Here is a 19,754-nt window from a genome sequence, read left to right as displayed (position 1 = left end):
TTTCTTTTGCTTACTCAGTACTGGAAAAGTTCCACCTGATAACATACCGGCTGCTCCATCATCAGCATCGCCATATATTCATCTCCGTTCATTTCCAGCTCCGGCATAAATATGCCATTCCTCAGCTGGCCTTTTTCCATTTTCAGGAAGCTTACTTTCTTTTTCCTGCCCGCTTTTGGATGGAATATAAATTTGCTCATCATGCCAATGAGCAGGAATCTGTTTTTCCCCAGTTCGTACACAACTCCTGCAGCCGCTGGACATCCTGCAGTTTTAGGAAAATAGTCCACTTCCAAATCATACTCTTTAAACCGGAAAAAGGCTCCCTGGTCATTCTCATCCCTCTGCAGCCAGCATTGCATATGATCCGTGCCGCGCATCTGTAAATACAGTGGTTTCATTTGTTCAAACAATCCATAAACTGCTGATAATGCCTGTCTGCTGCCTGTTAAATCAAAGGATAATGGATCCATTTTTAAAGCCTTGATCATTTCCTCCGTAGGAGTGCTGACATTTTCCGTATCTTCCCCCAAATCTTCAATACCAAAGGGTGAATAACACAGGGCGTTGTGCTTCACCAGAGCATACAGGGCATAGGATGCCGTTACCGCATCCTTGCGTATCTCCGGAACCAGCAGCGGATTTCCTTCATATCCATACTCATCCATCACTTTAGCAGCATAGGGTACATAAATGTCCGGCGCCAGCGTAAATAAAGAAGGGGCTGCCAGCTTCCAGACCTGATGCATTTTTCTGACCGGGCCTCCTGAGGGATAGGAACCTGCATACCAGGGAAATTGATACAGCCAGGCATTCGTAAAGCAGGGCAGGGGATATTCGCTTCGGCCTGCCGCCGTGATTTTCTCTACGGCTCCGGCCATATGGCAGGCCATGAAAACTTCCTCCGCATCCTCCCCGAAAACCTCCTTCCATGTACCCGGCCTTTTTTGTGCTGCAGGAAGCTCCAGAAGTATTTCCGGCACTGGCCGCACAAATTCCTCCCTTGCTTTTGCGCAATAATCACAAGGCGTTCCCAAAAGACCTGTCTCATTTTCCACCTGCATCATAATCACAGTAGAGAATTCTTCATCAATAGCGCGGATGTGCTTCATAACATGGGCAAAAGCATTGGCATCCTTGCCTACAGCAGCTTCGCATAAAGGCGAAATGGTATTCAGCTTTTCTCCATATTCTGTTTCCACACGAAAGTAAGTCTCACAATTCTGCTTTATCCAGTCAGGCACATAGGTGGATTCCGCATTTTTCCATAATCCAAACCATAAAAAAACCAAATGCTTCTTCTGCTCTCTTGCCTGACAAATCAACCCATCTAAAAGTGTAAAATCAAAAATGCCCTCCTGTGCCTCTATCCGGTTCCAATAAAGCGGTACAACTAATGTATTTAAATTCATTCCTGCAATCCTGGGCCACACCTTCTTCTCCATATACGAAAGGCTCTCTGCACTGGAATTATGTACTTCCCCGCTTAATGCAAAAAAGGGAACGTCTTTTACATAAAGTGTGGGAATTCCTCTGTCTGTCCTGATTTCCGGTATACCACTCATATCCTGTCCCTCCTTTTACAGCTTTTCACCGTTTTCCTGTATCACACCGGCATACCATAGCGCAGAGTCCTTGAGTGTACGCCCCTGCGTGCGGTAATCTACATATATCAACCCAAACCGTTTGTCATAGCCCTCCGCCCATTCAAAGTTATCCAGAATTGACCAGTACAGATAACCGATGACCGGATACCCTTCATCAACAGCACGTTTTAAGCCTTTTAAATAGCCTTTGAGATATTCAATCCTCTGCTGATCATGTATTTTGCCGTCACTCATGACAAAATCTACATTTGCCATGCCGTTCTCCGTAATCATAATCGGCAGGCCGTATCTTTCATGGTAAAAACGGACTGCCCAATACAAGGCATCCGGCGTAATTGCCCAATCCATTGCCGTACGGGGAATTCCCGGATATAATGCCGGATTTAGACCGAAGTCATCATCGTAATTGTTGGCTTTATAGCAGTTATAGCCCATAAAATCCAGGGGCTGATGAATCTGTCCCAATTCTTCCGTACTGATAATTCTTTCCATCTCAGGATGCAGCTTCCCCTTTACTGCGGGTTCCAGCCACCAGTTAACCGCCTTACAGCTCACACCTTCCGGGAAGGTGGCTGTTCTGGCTTTCTCGATTTCTTCCTCCGTTTCCGCCCAGGGCATGTATAAGGTGCCATCCATGGCAATCCCAATCTCGGAAGGCAGAATGGCTTGTTCTCTGATGACACGCACAGCTTTGCCGTGGGCCAGCAGAATATTTTTCGTCAGAGCGCAGATCCGCTCTTTTGCTTCTGGTGTTCCTGCTTTGCACTGTTCAAAGGGAGCATGGACACCATCCATATAGCCTGCTCCCAGGAAAGTAGATACCTCGTTTAATGTCATCCAGACGGATATTCTGTCCGACAGGGCTTCCACCACAATTTTTACATACTCTGCAAAATAATCGCTGACCTTATCACAAAGCCAGCCTCCCTGCTCATGAATCCACATGGGCAGATTCCAGTGGAACAAGGTACACATGGGCATGATTCCTGCTGCCAGCAGTTCATCCACAAGATTCCCATAAAACTCCAGCCCTTTTTCATTGATACAGCCTTCTTCCGGCATAATGCGCGGCCAGCTTACTGAAAACCGGTACGCCTTCAGCCCCAGCTGCTTCATCAGCGCCACATCTTCTTTATAACGGTGGTAATGGTCACAGGCAACATTGCCGTTGTCCCCGTGCTTCACATGCCCAGCAGATAAAGCATCCCAGATGCCCATCCCCTTCCCATCCTCATTATAGGCGCCTTCCACCTGATAGGCTGCGCTGGCTGCCCCCCATAGAAAATCCTTTGAAAAACTCATTCCCTACCTCCTTGTCCTGTTCTATATGAAGGATAACATATTTCCACCTTTTTTCATTGTAAAATAATATACAGAATTATAAAATTACTTTTTTAGTTTCGGCCACACCTATCCTTTGACAGCTCCAATGGCAATACCTCTGACCAGATACTTCTGAATAAACGGATAAATAAGCATTACAGGCAGAATTCCCATAACATTAATTGCCATACGGATTGATGTGGAGGGAAGCTCCCCGACTGATACATTTCCCCCGGTTCCCATGCTTTGCTTCAGAGATTCCATCTGGCGCTGGATATTTGTCAGTAATACCTGTACACTGTAAAGCTTATCATCATTAATATAATACAAACCGTTCATCCAGTCATTCCAATAACTCAGTCCGACAAGCATACCGATTGTTGCCAAAATAGGAAGCGCCATGGGAAGCACGACCCGGAACAGAATACGGAATTCGTCAGCGCCGTCGATACGCGCCGCCTCTATCACGGCATCCGGTATATTCGCGGTAAAATATGTACGCATCATAATAACATTAAAGGCACCCATAAGCAGATTCGGAACCAGCAGCGCCAGAATTGTATTCTGAATATGAAAGGTACGCGTCCACATGATATAGGAAGGCACCAGACCACCGGAAAACAGCATGGTAAAGAACAGGAAGAAGGCAAAAAAATTACGCCCCGGCAGTTCTTTCCTGGAAAGCGGATAAGCATAGAGAATTGTAATAATCAGATTGCTCAGCGTACCTACTGCCGTCACAATAAAAGAAATAACATAGGAACGCAGCAGGGCTCCCGAACCCGTCAGCAAATATTGATATGCATAGAGGCTGAATTCTTTCGGGAAAAAGGAATATCCGTTGGCAATCAGTGACTTCTCCTCCGTAATGGAGGACATAACAAGCAGTATAAAAGGGGCCACGCTGCAGACCGCAATGAATATCATAACGAAATGCGCAAATATTTGAAAACCTTTTTTCTTTTCTACCATTTTTAACTCCTCCCTAAAACAGAGAACTGTCGCTGTCTATTTTGCGAACTATCATATTTGCAGTGAACACCAAAACAAAACCTACAATAGACTGATATACGCCTGCCGCCGAAGACATTCCAATATTGTTAGTCTGCATAAGCCCTCTGTACACATACGTATCGATCGTATTTGTTACTTCAAGCAATGCGCCGGAATTCATCGGGATCTGATAAAACAAACCAAAGTCCGAACGGAAAATATTGCCCAGATTCATCAAGGTCAATATAATAATTGTGGATTTCAAACAAGGCAGGGTAATATATGTAATCTGATGCCAGCGATTGGCGCCGTCCATAACTGCTGCCTCGTAAAGACTATGATCTATGCCGCAGATGGTGGCATAATAAAGGATACAGTTATAGCCGACCATCTTCCAGGTATTTACCAGCACAAGGATAAACGGCCAGTATTTTGGCTCGCTGTACCAGCTGACGGGTTCCAGGCCAAGCGCCGGAAGAAGCGTATGATTCAAAAATCCGCTGCCGTTGCTAAGGAATGCAAAGACAAGGCAGCTGACCACCACCATTGAAATCAGGTACGGAATCAAAATAATGGTCTGATACGTCTGCTTTGCGCGTTTACTGCGGATTTCATTTAAAATAATAGCCACCGAAATTGCCAGCACCGCCCCCAAAATAATGAATACCAGATTATACAAAACCGTATTGCGTGTAATGAGCCATGCATCGCTTGTCTTAAAAAGGAATTCAAAGTTTTTCAACCCGATATTCGGACTATGGTAAAGGCCGTCCCGGACATTATACTGTTTAAAGGCAACTGCAATGCCGGTCATGGGAATATAGTTATTAATGAGCAGATAAACCGTACCCGGAAGAAGCATCAGGTATAACGGCCAATAGCGTTTCAGTGAGCGTAAAGCTTTCTGCATGGTATCTATTCCTCCTGTTTTTGATAGAAAACGGCGGCACGGATATTTCCGCCCGCCGTTCAGTCAGCTTCAAATCATATTTACTGTGCCAGGAATGCGTCAAGCTGTGCCTGTTTCTCAGCAATAATAGTGTCAAGGCCGGCCGCTTTCAATTCTTCATTGAACTTCGGCAGCGCTTCCTCAGGATCCAGTTCCCCCCAGCGCAGCCCCACATCATACTTGGCAATTACATTATTGCAGGCGGTAATTTCATTTAAAACACTGGAATTATCAAAACGGAATCCAAGCGCAGGGCTTACACTTGCACTATTGCTGAATTCAATGTTCTGTGCCCAGATATCCGGATCAGTCCCTTCATAAACTGCGGCAAGAGAACTGTTTGGCCAGGGCCAGTCCATGGAATCCCAGGTACTGCCTTCCAGGGAACGGACAGAACTGCGGCTCTCGTCCGTATACTCGTAATGTACTCCCTCAATACCATTGGTAAGCAAATTTGCAATTTCCTTATTTTTGTACATCAGATTCCAAAGCTGCATCGCCTTTTCCGGATGCTTTGATACAGAAGGAATGAAGAAAGAAGATCCGCCGGCATCTGATGTTATAAACGGGCTTACAAGCTCAATAACAACCCCTTCTTTACCCCAATCCTTGGAAAGCTGCTGCGATTTTAAAGGCCCGTTATTCTCAAACGCGGCAAAGCCTACGGAGCTGCACAGATTATTCTCATTGCTGGTGGTAACATCCGGCATGAGAAGCCCGTCCTGTTTCCACTGATACATCATTTCACAGAATTCACGATAAGAATCCGTTTCGTACATATTTACAACCTTCGTACTGCCATCATGCACGTTTTCCAGAATACCGAGCGCATCCCAGAAACCGGTGCCAAGGTTATCAAAAGCAAAGGTTTTCTGCATGCCGCCGCCTGCCCAGCTGTTTACCACAGGGTACATATCAGGATGGGCTTCTTTTACCCGGACCAGCAAATCATGCATTTCCTCCCAGGTCTTAACAGTCTTGGGATCAACATCAAGCTCTTCAAGGATGTCCTGACGCACCGCCATACCGTAACTATTTGCAAAGCAGGTTACATTAGGAATGGAATACAAAGTACCATTTACTTTTCCCATAGCCAGATTCTCTTCACCAACAGCTGACACAGCATCCTGTCCGTACTGCTCCACCAACTCCTCAAGGGGTGTTGCCATTCCGTTATTGACAAGCGTAACCAGGCCGCCTGAATAGGTGTGATAATTCACCAGATCCAGCTGCTCCCCGGAGGTAAGCGCAAGATTCAGTTTTTCACCGTCACCGCTTCGCACAAGCTCGATTTCTACACCGATTTCGTCCCGTGTAATCTCATTAATTGCTTCCGCCACTGCTGCACAATCATCAGAGGTCGCCGTGTAGCCAAAGCCCCAGACACGGAGTTTTACTATTTCGTCATTATCTGTTTCGCTCCCGGCTGCTGCAAAAGATGCGTTTTCCGCTGCCGAAGTACTGCCTGCCGCCCCTGTATCACTGCTGCCTCCGCAGCCGGTGACAGGAAGTGTCAGCATTGCAGCGGTGAGAACTGTCATTCCCAACCTGTTTAAAAAGTTTTTCATAAAATTGCTCCTTTCATCATTACCATCTCGGATAACTGTTAAATCAATTTTATCTTTTATACGGCTGCTTCTCTGTAATTTATCCGAAGAGAATTGTTGAAAATCCGATGTATGGCTGTACCGCAAAGGAAGCTGATGTTAAAAATCCTACTTCCGGATGTTGCTTTTCCGACTTTTCCCCAAAACCTTCTTATAATATGCTATAATCCCTGAAAAAGAAGCTGATTGAAATATTTGAAACACAATAAAAATACAGGGAGTGCTTACAGTATGAATGTTTTTTCCAAGAGTCATAATACAACATCCTTCCGCAACACGGCAATATTGACTATGTCAGTTATCGTACTCCCGCTGTTCATCGTTGTGGTACTTTTTGATGTGTATACCGTCTGGCAGCAGAAGACCGCTGTCCGCAATTCCCGTTACAGTACTCTTTCTGCATACCAGGCGCAATTTGAAAATACGCTCCGTGTAACCGAGGACTTTTTAACCGATACCGTTGTAAACAGCATGGATTTTGCTTCCATTATTTACGCCAGGACAAAAACAGATGCATATGTGGCATCCCAGGCAGTCGGGGTTCCATGTAAGGTACAGCTGAAAGCCAATGAACTTTTAGGCAGCTTCTGTACCTATTCCAAAGCCTTTGATTATTATCGGATCTCATATACCGGCTCCTATCCCCAGTCAGATCTTGCCGTTCTGCGCGCAGCGGTCAAGGCTGCTGCCGAAGCCGGGCCCTCGGCAGCCGGATGGATTCCTCTTTCCTTCTCTGACCGCACTGTGCTGTTAAATACCTATGTACGCAACCAAACTGTTTTTGCCGCTATGATAGATCCGGCCCGGCAGAGCTATTCTGTGCTGGGTGAAAATAATCTGATTTTTTACATCATGCAGGACGGAACTCCCTATGCTTGCAATATTGCTTTTCATGCAGATGCCATTCCCCTCCCCGGAAAAGATACCGGTGTTACTTTTCAGGCTGATAACGGCAGGAAATATGATTTAACCTTCCTTCCCCTTTCCCGGGAAAACGGATATATTGTCTATGCCACGCCTTCCGTTTCTTTGTTAAAAATGCTCAACTTCACCCAGCGCGTACTGTTGGCGATTACCCTGGGACTGCTGATTTCCATTCCTCTCTGCTGGCTCAGCCTGCGGCAGTTTATACTGGAGCCCTTAAACACCCTTACCCAAACCACGCAGGCCATCCAAAACGGAGATACACAGATCCGGGTGCCGCAGGAATCCAGAATCCAGGAAGTAAATGATATTTCCGGAACCGTTAATACCATGCTGGATATTATCCGCCAGCAAAAGATCGATTTTTATGAACAGAAGCTGGAAACCCAGCAGGCACAGCTGCAATATTTACACATGCAGATCCGTCCCCACTTTTTCCTGAACTGCCTGAATATGATTTACTCCATGGCCGGAGAAAAAAAATACGCTGACATCCAGGAATTGATTCTCGATCTTTCCACGTATCTGCGCAGTACCTTTAAAAACAGCTTCAAGCCAGTCTCTCTGGAGGAAGAAATACGGTCCGTAAACAGCTATATCCGTATCCAACAGATTGGAACGGAACTGCCGCCGCAGCTGGATTTTGAAATAGATGCTGACATTTCACAGGCATCCATTCCGCCCCTGAGTATTTTAACCTTTGTGGAAAATTCCATTAAGCATTCCTCGCTGATAGATACCCCTTTGGAAATCCGTATCAAGTGCCGGAAGCTTGCCAGCGAGGACGGCGGTTACTTAAACATTACAGTTTCTGACAACAGTGCCGGCTTCCCTGCAGAAATCCTGAAAACACTTAATGGCCCGGCCAATGAGGTATACAATGATTATCATGTGGGCATAGCCAATCTGAAGCAGCGGCTGCGTCTTCTGTATGGGGAAAAAGCCACTCTGTATTTCAGGAATCTGGCCGGCGGCGCCTGTGCTGAGCTATTTCTTCCCATACATGCAAACATTTCCGGAGGTGATTTACAATGACTGTTCTCCTGGTAGACGATCAAATAAGTATTTTAAGCGGTCTTATGTCCGGATTGGACTGGGATGCTTTGGGAATTACATCCGTCAGAACTGCAGGCAATGCCGTCCAGGCCAGGGAAATACTGGAAAAGGAACGAATCGACGTTCTTTTATGCGATATAGAAATGCCCGGTGAAAATGGGCTTTCCCTTCTGCGATGGGCACGCAGGCAGGGAATGGACTTTGTCTGTATATTTCTTACTTCCCACGCTGATTTTATGTATGCCAAAGAAGCCATCAAGCTCAACTGTTTTGATTACATTCTGCAGCCCGCACGTTATGAGGATATTCAATCCACCGTGGCAAAGGCGATTCAACGGGTAAAAAAAGAACATGCGGAAAAAGAACTGGAGCAATATGGAACGCTTGCCAAGCTGCACACCCCCGGCCTGCTTCAGAACCTGTTCAGCGACTGGGCCGCCGGCAAAACACTTTCCATTTCTGCTTTACGCGATGTGCTCCGGCGGTTGGGAAAGGAGGTTACCCCCGCAACTGACTGTTTTTCCATTTGGGGACATATACTGCGGTGGCATACCCTGCCCTGGCCCGCCCAGGAATGGAACTTCGCCCTCAACAATATTGTCACTGAGGTATACGAAGAAAAACATTACGGAATATTGTCTTTTACGATTGACTCCACCTCTATGGGGTGGCTTATCTACGCACCGAACGGACGTTTCACCGATCCGGATACCATACTGGAGCCTTTAAGCAGAGCCTACCCCATAATTTCCGGACATATGCACTGTGACATCGCATTTTACTGCAGCCCGGCGGTCCCGTTGAATCAGCTCAATACACTGTCAGGGGGGCTGCTTCAGGCCAAAAGGGACAATGTCCTGCAGACAAGCGGAATATTCAGTACCGGTACGGCCGATTCACAGCCTCATTTTGCCAGGTATGCGGATAACTTACAGATACGCAGATGGGAAAACCTTCTTGCAGAAGGGGACGGGCAGACTGTATGTGAGGAAGTATATCATTTTTTTGATGACGCCATCAAAAAAAAGCAGGTAAACCACAGATTTCTCCATATCTTCTGGGTTCAATTCCAGCAGATTATACTCAACGCGTTAAATACTCCGGGAAGGGAGCTACAAAAAATCCTGCCCCTGCTGGAACGGGGCGAGAATGCCCGTTCCCTGCCGGAAATGCGTGAAGTCGTTAAGGAGACGACCCATTACTTCCAGTCAGAGGAAAGCTCCTGCGGAAATGAAAAAAATGCGGTGGAACGGGCCAAAATCTATCTGGAAAATCATATAGACCAGCCCTTGTCCGCCGCAGATGTGGCCGCCGCATTGTTTATGAATGCCGATTATCTGTCCCGTCTGTTTAAAAACGAATGCGGTATTACGCTCAAAGAATATATTTTAAAAATCAAAATGGAATCGGCCCGGAACCTGCTGCAAACCACCGCTCTTCCCGTCAGTGTGATTGCCTCAAAACTCGGATATGATAATTTCTCCTACTTTTCCCAGGCCTATCGGAGAGTTATGGGGGTATCCCCTACGGATGAACGGAAAGACTGAACTACCTTTCTATTATTATGCATGAAAAAAGCGGCATCAGCTGCCGCTTTTTTCATGCTTATAATTTTATACGCTGCACTATATCTCTTTACCATCCGCTTTTTTCGCCCGCCGTTCAGCAAGTTCCGCCTGTATCTGCGGCAGCTTCTTCTCCAGGTCAAACCCACGGAAAACAAAATACATCACCAGATTCGTTACAAGCGGCAGATAATTGGAAAAGCCGTATATTGCGTACCGCATGGAAGCGGTGGCAACCTGCAGCGTGGCATCATAGGCGCCGATTGCCAAAAAGGCGGACAGGATAACGGAGGCAATTCCGCCGCCAATCTTATTTCCAATGCCGATGGCTCCTGAGGAAACCGCCACAAGCTTTTTATCATACTTATATTCATTATAGTCTACTGCCATTGCCAGAAGCACACCGTAAAGACACATCAGCGGAATCTGTACAAAGCTGCCGATTAGCCCCACAATAAAATATACTCCCATATTTGCCGGGACTGCACAGCGGACCGCAGCGGTAAATGCCGCTCCCAGAAGGCCGATATTGACGGTCTTTTTTACACCCATTTTGGAAATAATCGGTTTGGACAAAAGAAATCCCGCCACAGTTGCCAGCATACCGAACGCTCCCATCAGGGCAACCAGGTTATCGTTTCCGAAAATCCACTTGCAGTAATATGCACCGGATGTGCCGGAAATCGTATTCGTTATCTGTGTAATGATATTGAAGCTGAGTACAATCACCCAGTACTTGTTTTTAAAGAGGAGCCGGACTGCTTCTTTCAGCGGAACTGCTTCCTCCTCCTCTTGTGCAGCCTTTGCGGAATCCTCAACAAATTCCGCCTTACGTCCATTGTTATAGCAAATCAGAAGAAGCAATAAAACCAACAGGGCAATTACAACGCCATACTTGATCCATGCATTCTGCGTCCCTCCCAATATATTGGTCACGGGAATTGTCGCAATGGCAATCATCATGCCTGCGCCATAGCTTCCTACCGCACGGAATACCCCCATATTTTCCCGCTCACTCTGGCTGTTGGTCCGTACTACCATCACAGCGGAAAAGGGGGTTCCGATAAGTGTCCCGCAGACAGCCGTCAGGAGGATATTGGTAACCATCACATAGATAAGGGCCGGTATCTGTCCCGCCTGGATCGGTACCGTAAACATCAATATGATAACTATGGAAAGCGGCACTGCCATACGGATCATCCATTTATAATATTTTCTGTTCCCGCCTTTTGAATGGTCAATTATGTTCCCGACCCAGATGTCCGTCAGTGCGTCCACAACCTTGGAAATCAGCATCATCAGCCCTACGCCGCCCACAGCCAGCCCAACCTTATCCGTGTAAAAATAGGTCAGCTGTCCTACCAGGTTTCCCATCAGCCCCAGGGCAAACTGTCCGCCCATATCAGCCATATAATCCCGTTTTCTCATTACCCGCTTCACCCCGGCCTTATCAAAACCGAGGTCTTTTTTTGTTCTGCTCATCTCTTCCCTCTCCTTTGTTTCAATCCGCTGTTTTCTTATCTATATGTAAAATATAATTTGCTCCTGCAAACTCTCCCGTCAGCTTGAAGCGAACGCCCTCCCGCGTCTTTTCACCTTCATAGGAACCAATCGGTTCCCCTACCGGATTTAAAACCTCAAGCCTCGCCGCTTCCGCTTTCACCAAAAGGGTTCCTTCCAGCGTTTCCACGAACAATTTCCCCTGGAAAGTCACAGCCGTAAAGGAAATGCCCATCATTGACGGTCCGGGGTTATAGACAGTTTCATCCATGCCCGTCGTCCCCAGGGCGGTCAGTATAAACTCCTTCGCTTCCGACAACAGCTCCTTATCTTCTGGCAGCAGCGCCAGGGAAATCCTTTCATTTTTTACCTGCACGTAGATTTCATCGGAAAGAGCAATTGTTTCGGACGGCGCGCCGCTGAAATAGCTGCAGTAAGGCGTACGGATACTAAACTGCGCATGATCCGGATCAAAAACCAGCTCTTTTGTATCCGAAACCAGGGTCCCGTCTGCCAATCCGGCGTCTTCAGGAACCACTCCCCATTTTTTCAAAGCCCTGTCCAACAGCTCTGCGAATTTCCGGTAATCGCCGTTTCCTGCGATTTTGGAAATTTCATCAAATACCAGCGCCTTTTCTCCCAGATGTATGCCAGGTTGTATTTCTTCCGTATTTTCCGAGGCCTGTACCAGACGGTTTTCTTCCCTGCAGCGGCGGAAGGCATCCCGATATGGCGACCATGCATAACAGACCGCATGCTTCGCCTCTGACAAATCCGCGCCATTCAGGAATCCTGCGTTTACAGCCACATCCGCATTTCCCCGATAGCTGTTTCCCCCGTCCAGAAAAACATTCCGCATCCCGGTAACATAGGGCAGAAAGGTATTGGGCATGGCATGCCAGTTCGGCAGTGTCAGCAAATCCTCCTGCGTATGTACTACCTCCACCCTGTTTTTCGACGGGGCTATCAGGCCTTTTAAAAAGACGGACGCCATGAAGCCCCACTGACAGATAACAGCCGGATCATTATAGCAGTCAAATACATTCCAAATCTCATCAGCCGGCTGATCATCCCAGCATTCCGAGGTATGATGGTTGTACAGGATCAGGCCGTCCCAGTCGTTCAGGCAGGCATAAGCCGCCGTATGTACGAATGCCGTGGAATGAAAGGGATGCTCCCCATATTCATTCCATTCACTGATCATGAATGGCTTCCCTTCCACAACTGCAGTGGCTGCCAGGCTCGGAATTGTTGTTACAAGAGAGCCTATGCCGGTCTGCATGGTCAGCGGATTGACGGAAACATACTCCGTCGGGCCTGCCACTATGAATATGGTATCCTGAAAAGGCAGAAGGGGATGGTTGAAATAGCTGTTATTTTCCATAAAATCACCATCCGTATGCCCATATACATCCGCCGCGCCGCCAAGCAGATTGCTGGCGACTATCGGTACCTTAACCCCCAGGGAGCGCAGATAATTTTTCATATCCCGATAAAACCGCCGGTTAGCCTGGATGCCGAATTCCATATAATCCGCATAGCGGGCCGGACCGCAGGGGGCATCCCACTGTCCCATAGGGTCGTTTACGGGCTGTACAAAGCTCCCCTCTGCAATACGCACCGTTCCAAGCCCCGGATCCTCATCCTCAGCCAGCGCGCAGCAGCCATTCAGGGTCCATGCCTTTTTGAGTTTTTCCCGGGTATCATATTTCATAAGAAGAAAATGATTGAATTTCCTCTGAACCTCATCCCGGTAGGGCTTCAGAGTTTCTATCTCTTTGCATTCCACAGTTCCCTTAATGGCAGATTCTTCATTTGTCATCTGTACGGTGATCACCGCAGGATCGTCCTTCATGGAAAGGCCCGTATAAGGATTCACATGGGTAAGCAGCTTTTGTGCATATTCTTTCTGCAGTTCAATCAGGCGGTCATTGAAAACCGGAAAGCATTTTGTACACAGCGGCATGCCCCCGGGATAGTCTAAACCATCGCCCTCCTGGAAATCTCTTGCAACCAGCAAATCAATGTGAAGATAAATCCCTTTTTCTTTTAATTTTGCAAAAAAATAATCAAAGCGATCCAGGCCTTCTTCGCAAAAATTCCTGGTGTTTCCTTTGGCATAATCTATCAAAGGCGCTTCCTTACAGCTTGTCCAGGTGCGCGCCTCCTCTCCCACAGGCGCATCCGCCGCATGCAGACGGATTACGTTAACCCCCATGCTTGCAAAGCGCTCAGCCAGTTTATCCGCAGTTTCATGATCCGGCGTATTTGACCGCGCCGCCACATTAAATCCCAAAAATCTTGCCCTCGTCCCATCCTCAAAATAGAAATGGCTGTCTTTTACCCGGACGAAACCATGTTTCCCTGCCGGGGCATCCAGCAGATGGGAAAAATTGAGCGCCCCTGTGTTCGGCTCTGCCTTATGAATCCTGATTCTTTGCTTCATACCTTCCGCTCCCTTTCCTGTAAAGCTTCCTGAAACCGGCAGCAATGACACCGCCGGACAGACTTTGCTGTTCTTAGGGGATCATATCACAGGGATTGGAAGAGTTATTACAAAATAAAGTTTGTAATTATAATATTTGGTATTGAACTTCCAATTTACACCGCTTATACTGAAAATATCAGGGCATGAAATTCCTGTCCATGCATCCGGATAATTAAAATAGCAGAGGAGGAACAGCATATGGACTATATCGCTTTTTGCAGAAATTATTTTGATGTGACAAAAATACCGGTCAGCCTTTTAAAAAGCGGCTATGTCGCCTACTCCTCCATTGCCGAGCACCTGTCCATCGAGCCGCAGACCTTCTGGCAGATGTGGCCTTCTGAGCAGAACCCGGAATTCTGTTACCTTTCTCCCGATATCGAATACGGGCGGGTTACCGTGGAAAATACGGACTATGAGGTAATTCTCGGCCCCGCCTTTAACCTCCCGCTGACAGAAGAGGTGCTGCGGGAATATATGCGTGAACAGGCGCTTTCCCTGGAGTGCCGGGAGATAATGGCGGAGTATCTCTATACAATCCCCCTCATCAGCCACAGGCAGTTAGCAAGGCACCTGAACCTGATCCACCTGTGCTTAAACCATAAGGTTACCAACGCAGATGATCTTTATAAACAGGATACGACCCTTCTGGCAGGCAGGGAAGAGCAGCATTTACAGCAGCTTCTGGACAACCAGGAAAATGAAAATCTGCATAACAGCTACTATTTTGAAATGGAATTATATCAGTATATACGGGATGGCAGCGAAGAAAGGCTGAAGGAGTTCCTTTCCGCAGACAGGACAACGCCGAGAGAAGGGAAAATGGCAAGCACCCCGCTGCGCCATGCAAAAAACCTTTTTATCAGCGCAGCCGTCAAAGCGGGCATGCTGGGTGCAATCCCCGGCGGAATGGATATTGAAAAAGCCTATCAGCTTATCGATCTTTACATACAGGAATGCGAACAGCTTTCCCGAATTGAGGCAATACATGCACTGCAGTATTCCATGCTGATGGATTTCTGCCGCCGGGCCGGAGAATCCCGTATCCCGGAGGGTATCTCCTCAGAAGTCTATGTCTGCATGAATTACATCCGCAGCCACACCAATGAGCCCATCAGCCTGGAGGATGTAGCCGCACAGATCAGCCGCAGTATTTCCTATATCACCAAACGGTTTAAAACGGAGCTTGGCATTAATGTGGGCGCTTTCATCACACGCTGCAGGCTTGAGGAGGCAAAAAGCCTGCTGACCCACAGCAATAAAAGCCTGGCTGAAATCAGCAGTTATCTCTGTTTCTCCAGCCAGGCCTATTTTCAAAATGTATTTAAGAAAAAATATGGAATCACGCCAATGCAATACCGTAAGCAGGGGAGGCGTCTATAAATCACTTTTAAACCTTTTCAAAAGTCCATATACTTTCCCAGCAGTCCTCCCCATATTCCGGCGACAGATATATTTTCAGCATAATTTCCACTCCGTCCGGCCGTCTGTAAAGCAGCTCCGGTTCTTCGCCGCCATTCAGCCGTTTTTCAACGTTGTCATAATCCAGCAGCTTCAGAAATGGCTGACGGTATTCCTCCAGTACGAAAGTCTCCACATAGATTTTTACAGCTTCGCTGAACTTTCCTCCGGATTGTTCCGCCGCGGCGTCAAAGTATGAAGGGATATAAATATAACGGAAGGTATCGATTTTTAAATCCACAATATAAACACCCAGATATTTGGAGGAAAGAACCGACCGGAAAACGTCCAGATCCCTTTTTTCCATGAGCGTCTTTTCCAGTTTTCTGTTCATACCGCGTATATTCTGTATATCTCCCGTATCCTCGTGATAGCTGCGTTTTGCTTCAAACATATTCCTTTCGGCCTGTTTTACCATTTCATAAATGAACGGCTTGTTTTTCATGCTTTCCATGCCGACGGAAATATGATACCCTTTTTCTTCTATACGCTTCTTTGCATTCCGTATTTTCTGCTTTACCTGCCCGGAAGCAGGGGCGTTACAGAACGCTACAAACTCATCTCCGCCGATGCGGTAGGTATCCTCATCCCCGAATTCTTCCTTTATTACCTTTGCCACTGTTTTCAGCAGATTATCTCCCGCTTCATGGCCGTACTGGTTATTTATGTCGTGCAGGCCATCGGCATCCACATAAATGCAGAAGAAATTGCTGTCGGTGTTATTTTCATAGCTTTCCAGCGCACTCTGGTAGCTGTTCCGGTTTTTCAGCCCCGTCAGCTTATCCCGGATTCCCATTTCCTCCGCTTCCCGGAATGAGATAATATTTTTTACAGCCATGGAGAAGCTGAGCATAACGCAATCCAGTAATTCAGTGGAAGAAAAACGCTGCCCCATATTGGCAACGCCAAGCGTCCCGATATGGGCATGATCCGGATCGTCCACCGGAATGCTCATCAGGCTTGAAATCCCAAGCTGCCTGAGCTTCTGATATTCTGCCACGCCTTCTGCGTCCATTTCCTTCTTATCATAATAGATAATTCTGCCCTGGCAAAGAAGCCTGGAACAAAGCACCGGAAAATCCTCTTTGCCGTACGGATCCTTCACATCCTGCGCCGTTCCTCCCCAGGTGTACATTTTTTCAGTCCCATTTTCATTATAAATAATGAAAAATGCATATTGGGCTGAATGCTTTTTTGCAATTATGCTTAAAGCTTCCCCAATCCGTTCCGTGCTCCTGGCAGCATTAAAAAGTATCTCTTCTATTTTTAATATGTATTGAACACGGCCCAGTTCCTTTTCCCTTTCACGAAAAGTCTTTCTTATTTCCCAAAACACAAACAGAAGATAAAGTAAAAATACAGTTGTTTCAAATATAATAAAATGTCTTAATATAAAACGGATATTTTCCGCATCGCCCAAAACAATATTCTCCGGCTGTCCCAGCATAATCATCCAGTCATTGATTCCGACAGGTTCATACACACAATAAATATATTCCTGCTTTGACCTGGAAAAGAACGCAGTTTTACCCGGATTTCCCCCCTCTATATCCTCCATAACCTGTTCCATGCCATAACCTTTTTTGGCAGTACGGTTTCTGAAGTTCACCTTATTTCCCAGCTCAGAATGTATGGAATCGATTAAAAAAGCGCCGCTTCCGCTCTCCAGCAGCTGGAACGAGGTTTCCTCAGCCAGCTGTCCCGTATACCTTTGTTTCAGCGTATCCAAATCAATAATACCGCACAGAAGCCCCTTTGTTTCTCCATCTTTTACAACCGGTACAAAATAATACAGATAAAACTTCCCCGGCTTCTCCCGGTCTTCAATTCTGCCGGAAACATGTGCCCCGGCCGCCGCCTCTTCCGTATAGGAAACAGCTTTCAGTTGTTCCAGGCAGGCTTCATCGTCCGCATACATCCGGCCGTCAGGAAGTATCAGTACTATTTCATCAAGCAAAATCCCTGCTTTTGACAAAGTAAATAATTCCTTTTTCTCCCCGGGAAGCAACGTATTTTGTTTCGTCATATTATCCGCTATGACTTCCAACAGCTTCAGGTCATATTCTATATCCGTGCGGATATCTGCGGCATATTGAACCGTAGAATCCTGTAATTCCCTGAAACAGCTGCTGACAGCCAGATCAGATATCGCTTTTGTCGCAATCGCCGAAACCGCACTCAGACATATTGCAAGGGACAGCGCCATTATAAAATACCTTCGGTACTTTCGCTTATTTATTTCACTGCTTTTCTTATTTCCCAAAGCTTAACCTCCAATACAGTGCGGACGCCCGGCCGTGCCCGTCACCATGGCTTCCCGCCATGCTCTGCCGCAATATCCTATCATTTATGCAAAAAGAAGGAGACTGCTGAACTTCTTTAATCCGACAGTCTCCTTTTTAAGCTCTTTTCTTATGTCACGGACTCCGGTCTATTTTATCACAATCCCCGGATGTGTTCAATATTGATAAATGAGTTTTTCCTCAAAAATTATTTTTAAAAAAGAGACTGCTGAACTTTACAATTCATCAGTCTCCCTTTATGCCCTTTTTATGTCCTGAACTTTGTATTGATTTTATCGTAATTTAAAGGTATGTTTCGTATTGGCAAATGAGCGGGCATTACTTTCCAAAAGCCTCCTTTACCGCCTCGAACCCCAGTTTTTTCCTCCTGTATTCATCAACAACACCTTTGTTATTCATGCATCGGGGCCTGGCGTAAAAGCATTCATCAGGAACCCTCCCGTCACTGAACTGCCATAGGAAAACACCGCTGTATTCGGGATGGGACAGTACGCCGGCCAGCTGCTCCCTTAAAATATCCGCCTGTCTTTCCTCCGACCATTTCTGCCTGCAGGAAGAATGAATCCCGGCTATCGCGCCTGCGCCGATTTCACTGACCAATACGGGTTTTCCTTTCCCTCCAGCGGACTGAATCCATTCATATTCTTTTTCCAGGCATTCATCGACCGGTTCATCGTTATACCACAAGGGATAGATATTGACCGACACTATATCAGGAAGATCCAGGCAGATATCGCAGAAATGCTTGCAGGTGGCAGAAGTCAGCGGCCGGCTTTGATCCAGCTCTCTCAGCCGGTTATACTGTTCCTGATATACTTCCCGTCCATATTCCGTATCGCTTGCACATTCATTCAGGATACCCCATGTGAAAATACAGGGATGGTTAAAATGCTCCCGCACCATCTCATCAATACAGGACAGACTCTGGCTCCGGAAATTTTTATGCCTCATCTGTTTTTCACTCAATCCGCGGGCATGGCTCTCTTCCCATACCATAATCCCCATTTCATCACACAGATCCAGGAACCTTTCATCATTCGGATAATGGCAGGTTCTCACTGCATTCGCCCCGCTCTCTTTTATCAGGCGCAGATCATAATCCATGGCCTCCACAGGTATGGCACAGCCAAATAAACCGTGATCTTCATGCCGGTTAAAGCCTTTAACGCAAATAGCGCGGCCATTCCATAAAATCCTTCCGTCCTTCACCGTAATCTCCCGGAACCCGATGCGTTCGATCAAATCATCTTCTTCCCGCCCATCGACTTCAAGCACTGCCTTCAGATAATACAGCACGGGGTTTTCCGGCTGATATGCTGTTACCTCGGGGAAGCTGAACTGCGTCTTCACAACATTGCTTCCTCCTTTTACCTCTTCCGGCGCTTCTCCCAGCAGGGTATCATTCAGATAATATTTTATTTTTACCCTTCTGCCCTGTGACAGATTATGAATGCACAGGGCGGCTTCCCCTTTCCAGGTATTTTCCTCAAAACAGGGTGTAAAATGCAGCCATTCAATAAATATGTCCCCGATATTCTCTGCAATTACAGGCCTGCTGATCCCCCCATAGTTATAATAATCGTTAATAACATGAAGCGCCGATTCCTCATGACACGAATTATCAGCGGTTACCTTCAATGTATGTATCCCTTTTTCCACCCCTTTCAGTACCACGGAAAAAGGGGTATAGGCATTGTAATGTTCTATAACAGGATTGCCGTCCAGATATACCTTAGCCGTATGGCTGACACCCTTGAAGCAAAGGCGGATGTTTCCCTGCAAAAAGGTCTTATATTCGTAGCAGCCCACACCAGTATAGTTTTCCAGTCCCGGGTAGGTCTCAAAACAGCTGGGAACAATTACCTTCCTTGTATCCTCCTGCGCGCCTTCCTTATAAAAATCCCATAAACCGCTCAGTTCCCGCTGCTTTCTTATTTCATGTGTCTTAAAAAGTCTCTCCATTCCGTATATTCCTCCC

Annotated in this window: 12 protein-coding genes; 3 read left to right on the top strand and 9 right to left on the bottom strand. The window is 46.7% G+C overall.

From position 1 onward, the window contains the following. Positions 1-14 precede the first annotated feature (14 nt). From DXC51_RS07500 to DXC51_RS07480, 5 genes are all read right to left on the bottom strand, one after another. A complete protein-coding gene (locus tag DXC51_RS07500; protein WP_117544204.1) occupies positions 15-1,565 on the bottom strand; it encodes a DUF5597 domain-containing protein in 1,551 nt (516 codons plus the stop codon). 15 nt (positions 1,566-1,580) lie between these two features. Continuing rightward, positions 1,581-2,909: a glycoside hydrolase family 1 protein gene (locus DXC51_RS07495; RefSeq protein WP_117544203.1), complete on the bottom strand. Its 1,329-nt coding sequence runs from the start codon at positions 2,907-2,909 to the stop codon at positions 1,581-1,583. A 108-nt stretch (positions 2,910-3,017) separates the two neighbouring features. Then, a complete protein-coding gene (locus tag DXC51_RS07490) occupies positions 3,018-3,902 on the bottom strand; it encodes a carbohydrate ABC transporter permease (protein ID WP_021634791.1) in 885 nt (294 codons plus the stop codon). Between the two features lie 13 nt (positions 3,903-3,915). After that, a complete protein-coding gene (locus DXC51_RS07485) occupies positions 3,916-4,833 on the bottom strand; it encodes an ABC transporter permease (protein WP_035321183.1) in 918 nt (305 codons plus the stop codon). A gap of 80 nt (positions 4,834-4,913) precedes the next feature. Then, complete coding sequence (locus DXC51_RS07480) at positions 4,914-6,440, bottom strand: ABC transporter substrate-binding protein (protein ID WP_117544202.1); 1,527 nt, start codon at positions 6,438-6,440, stop codon at positions 4,914-4,916. 270 nt (positions 6,441-6,710) lie between these two features. On the opposite strand from DXC51_RS07480, the gene DXC51_RS07475 reads away from it, so the two are divergent. Beyond that, on the top strand, positions 6,711-8,438 hold the full coding sequence (locus DXC51_RS07475; protein ID WP_117544201.1) for a sensor histidine kinase: 1,728 nt from the start codon (positions 6,711-6,713) through the stop codon (positions 8,436-8,438). Further along, positions 8,435-10,006, top strand: a complete 1,572-nt coding sequence (locus tag DXC51_RS07470) for a response regulator transcription factor (protein WP_117544200.1) — start codon at positions 8,435-8,437, stop codon at positions 10,004-10,006. Before DXC51_RS07475 ends, DXC51_RS07470 begins: the two co-directional genes overlap by 4 nt. 78 nt (positions 10,007-10,084) lie before the next feature. Here DXC51_RS07470 and DXC51_RS07465 read toward each other — a convergent pair whose 3' ends face one another. Then, positions 10,085-11,506 carry an MFS transporter gene (locus DXC51_RS07465; protein ID WP_243003150.1) on the bottom strand — a complete coding sequence of 474 codons (1,422 nt, stop codon included), beginning with the start codon at positions 11,504-11,506 and terminating at the stop codon, positions 10,085-10,087. Between the two features lie 19 nt (positions 11,507-11,525). Further along, a complete protein-coding gene (locus DXC51_RS07460; RefSeq protein ID WP_117544286.1) occupies positions 11,526-13,970 on the bottom strand; it encodes a glycoside hydrolase 5 family protein in 2,445 nt (814 codons plus the stop codon). A 240-nt stretch (positions 13,971-14,210) separates the two neighbouring features. On the opposite strand from DXC51_RS07460, the gene DXC51_RS07455 reads away from it, so the two are divergent. Then, entirely contained in the window at positions 14,211-15,395 is a 1,185-nt protein-coding gene (locus tag DXC51_RS07455) for a helix-turn-helix domain-containing protein (RefSeq protein WP_117544199.1), read from the top strand. Positions 15,396-15,402: 7 nt separating this feature from the next. On the opposite strand, the gene DXC51_RS07450 is transcribed toward DXC51_RS07455, so the two are convergent. Together DXC51_RS07450 and DXC51_RS07445 are read right to left on the bottom strand one after the other, a co-directional pair. Continuing rightward, the gene (locus DXC51_RS07450) at positions 15,403-17,736 is read right to left on the bottom strand and encodes a sensor domain-containing diguanylate cyclase (RefSeq protein ID WP_025489218.1); all 2,334 of its coding nucleotides are present in this window, start codon (positions 17,734-17,736) and stop codon (positions 15,403-15,405) included. 358 nt (positions 17,737-18,094) lie between these two features. After that, positions 18,095-19,738 carry a glycoside hydrolase family 2 protein gene (locus DXC51_RS07445; protein ID WP_117544198.1) on the bottom strand — a complete coding sequence of 548 codons (1,644 nt, stop codon included), beginning with the start codon at positions 19,736-19,738 and terminating at the stop codon, positions 18,095-18,097. Between the last annotated feature and the right edge of the window lie 16 nt (positions 19,739-19,754).

The sequence above is a fragment of the Eisenbergiella massiliensis genome, from assembly GCF_003435485.1.
The sequence above is the reverse complement of the archived record's forward strand: the minus strand, read 5'-3'. Positions and strand labels throughout refer to the sequence as shown.

Bases quoted from the DNA above. Each gene is read 5' to 3' on its own strand.
- DXC51_RS07480 (WP_117544202.1), bottom strand. From the start codon at position 6,440: ATGAAAAACTTTTTAAACAGGTTGGGAATGACAGTTCTCACCGCTGCA.
- DXC51_RS07455 (WP_117544199.1), top strand. From the start codon at position 14,211: ATGGACTATATCGCTTTTTGCAGAAATTATTTTGATGTGACAAAAATA.
- DXC51_RS07465 (WP_243003150.1), bottom strand. From the start codon at position 11,506: ATGAGCAGAACAAAAAAAGACCTCGGTTTTGATAAGGCCGGGGTGAAG.
- DXC51_RS07485 (WP_035321183.1), bottom strand. From the start codon at position 4,833: ATGCAGAAAGCTTTACGCTCACTGAAACGCTATTGGCCGTTATACCTG.
- DXC51_RS07500 (WP_117544204.1), bottom strand. From the start codon at position 1,565: ATGAGTGGTATACCGGAAATCAGGACAGACAGAGGAATTCCCACACTT.
- DXC51_RS07490 (WP_021634791.1), bottom strand. From the start codon at position 3,902: ATGGTAGAAAAGAAAAAAGGTTTTCAAATATTTGCGCATTTCGTTATG.
- DXC51_RS07475 (WP_117544201.1), top strand. From the start codon at position 6,711: ATGAATGTTTTTTCCAAGAGTCATAATACAACATCCTTCCGCAACACG.
- DXC51_RS07470 (WP_117544200.1), top strand. From the start codon at position 8,435: ATGACTGTTCTCCTGGTAGACGATCAAATAAGTATTTTAAGCGGTCTT.
- DXC51_RS07445 (WP_117544198.1), bottom strand. From the start codon at position 19,738: ATGGAGAGACTTTTTAAGACACATGAAATAAGAAAGCAGCGGGAACTG.
- DXC51_RS07460 (WP_117544286.1), bottom strand. From the start codon at position 13,970: ATGAAGCAAAGAATCAGGATTCATAAGGCAGAGCCGAACACAGGGGCG.
- DXC51_RS07495 (WP_117544203.1), bottom strand. From the start codon at position 2,909: ATGAGTTTTTCAAAGGATTTTCTATGGGGGGCAGCCAGCGCAGCCTAT.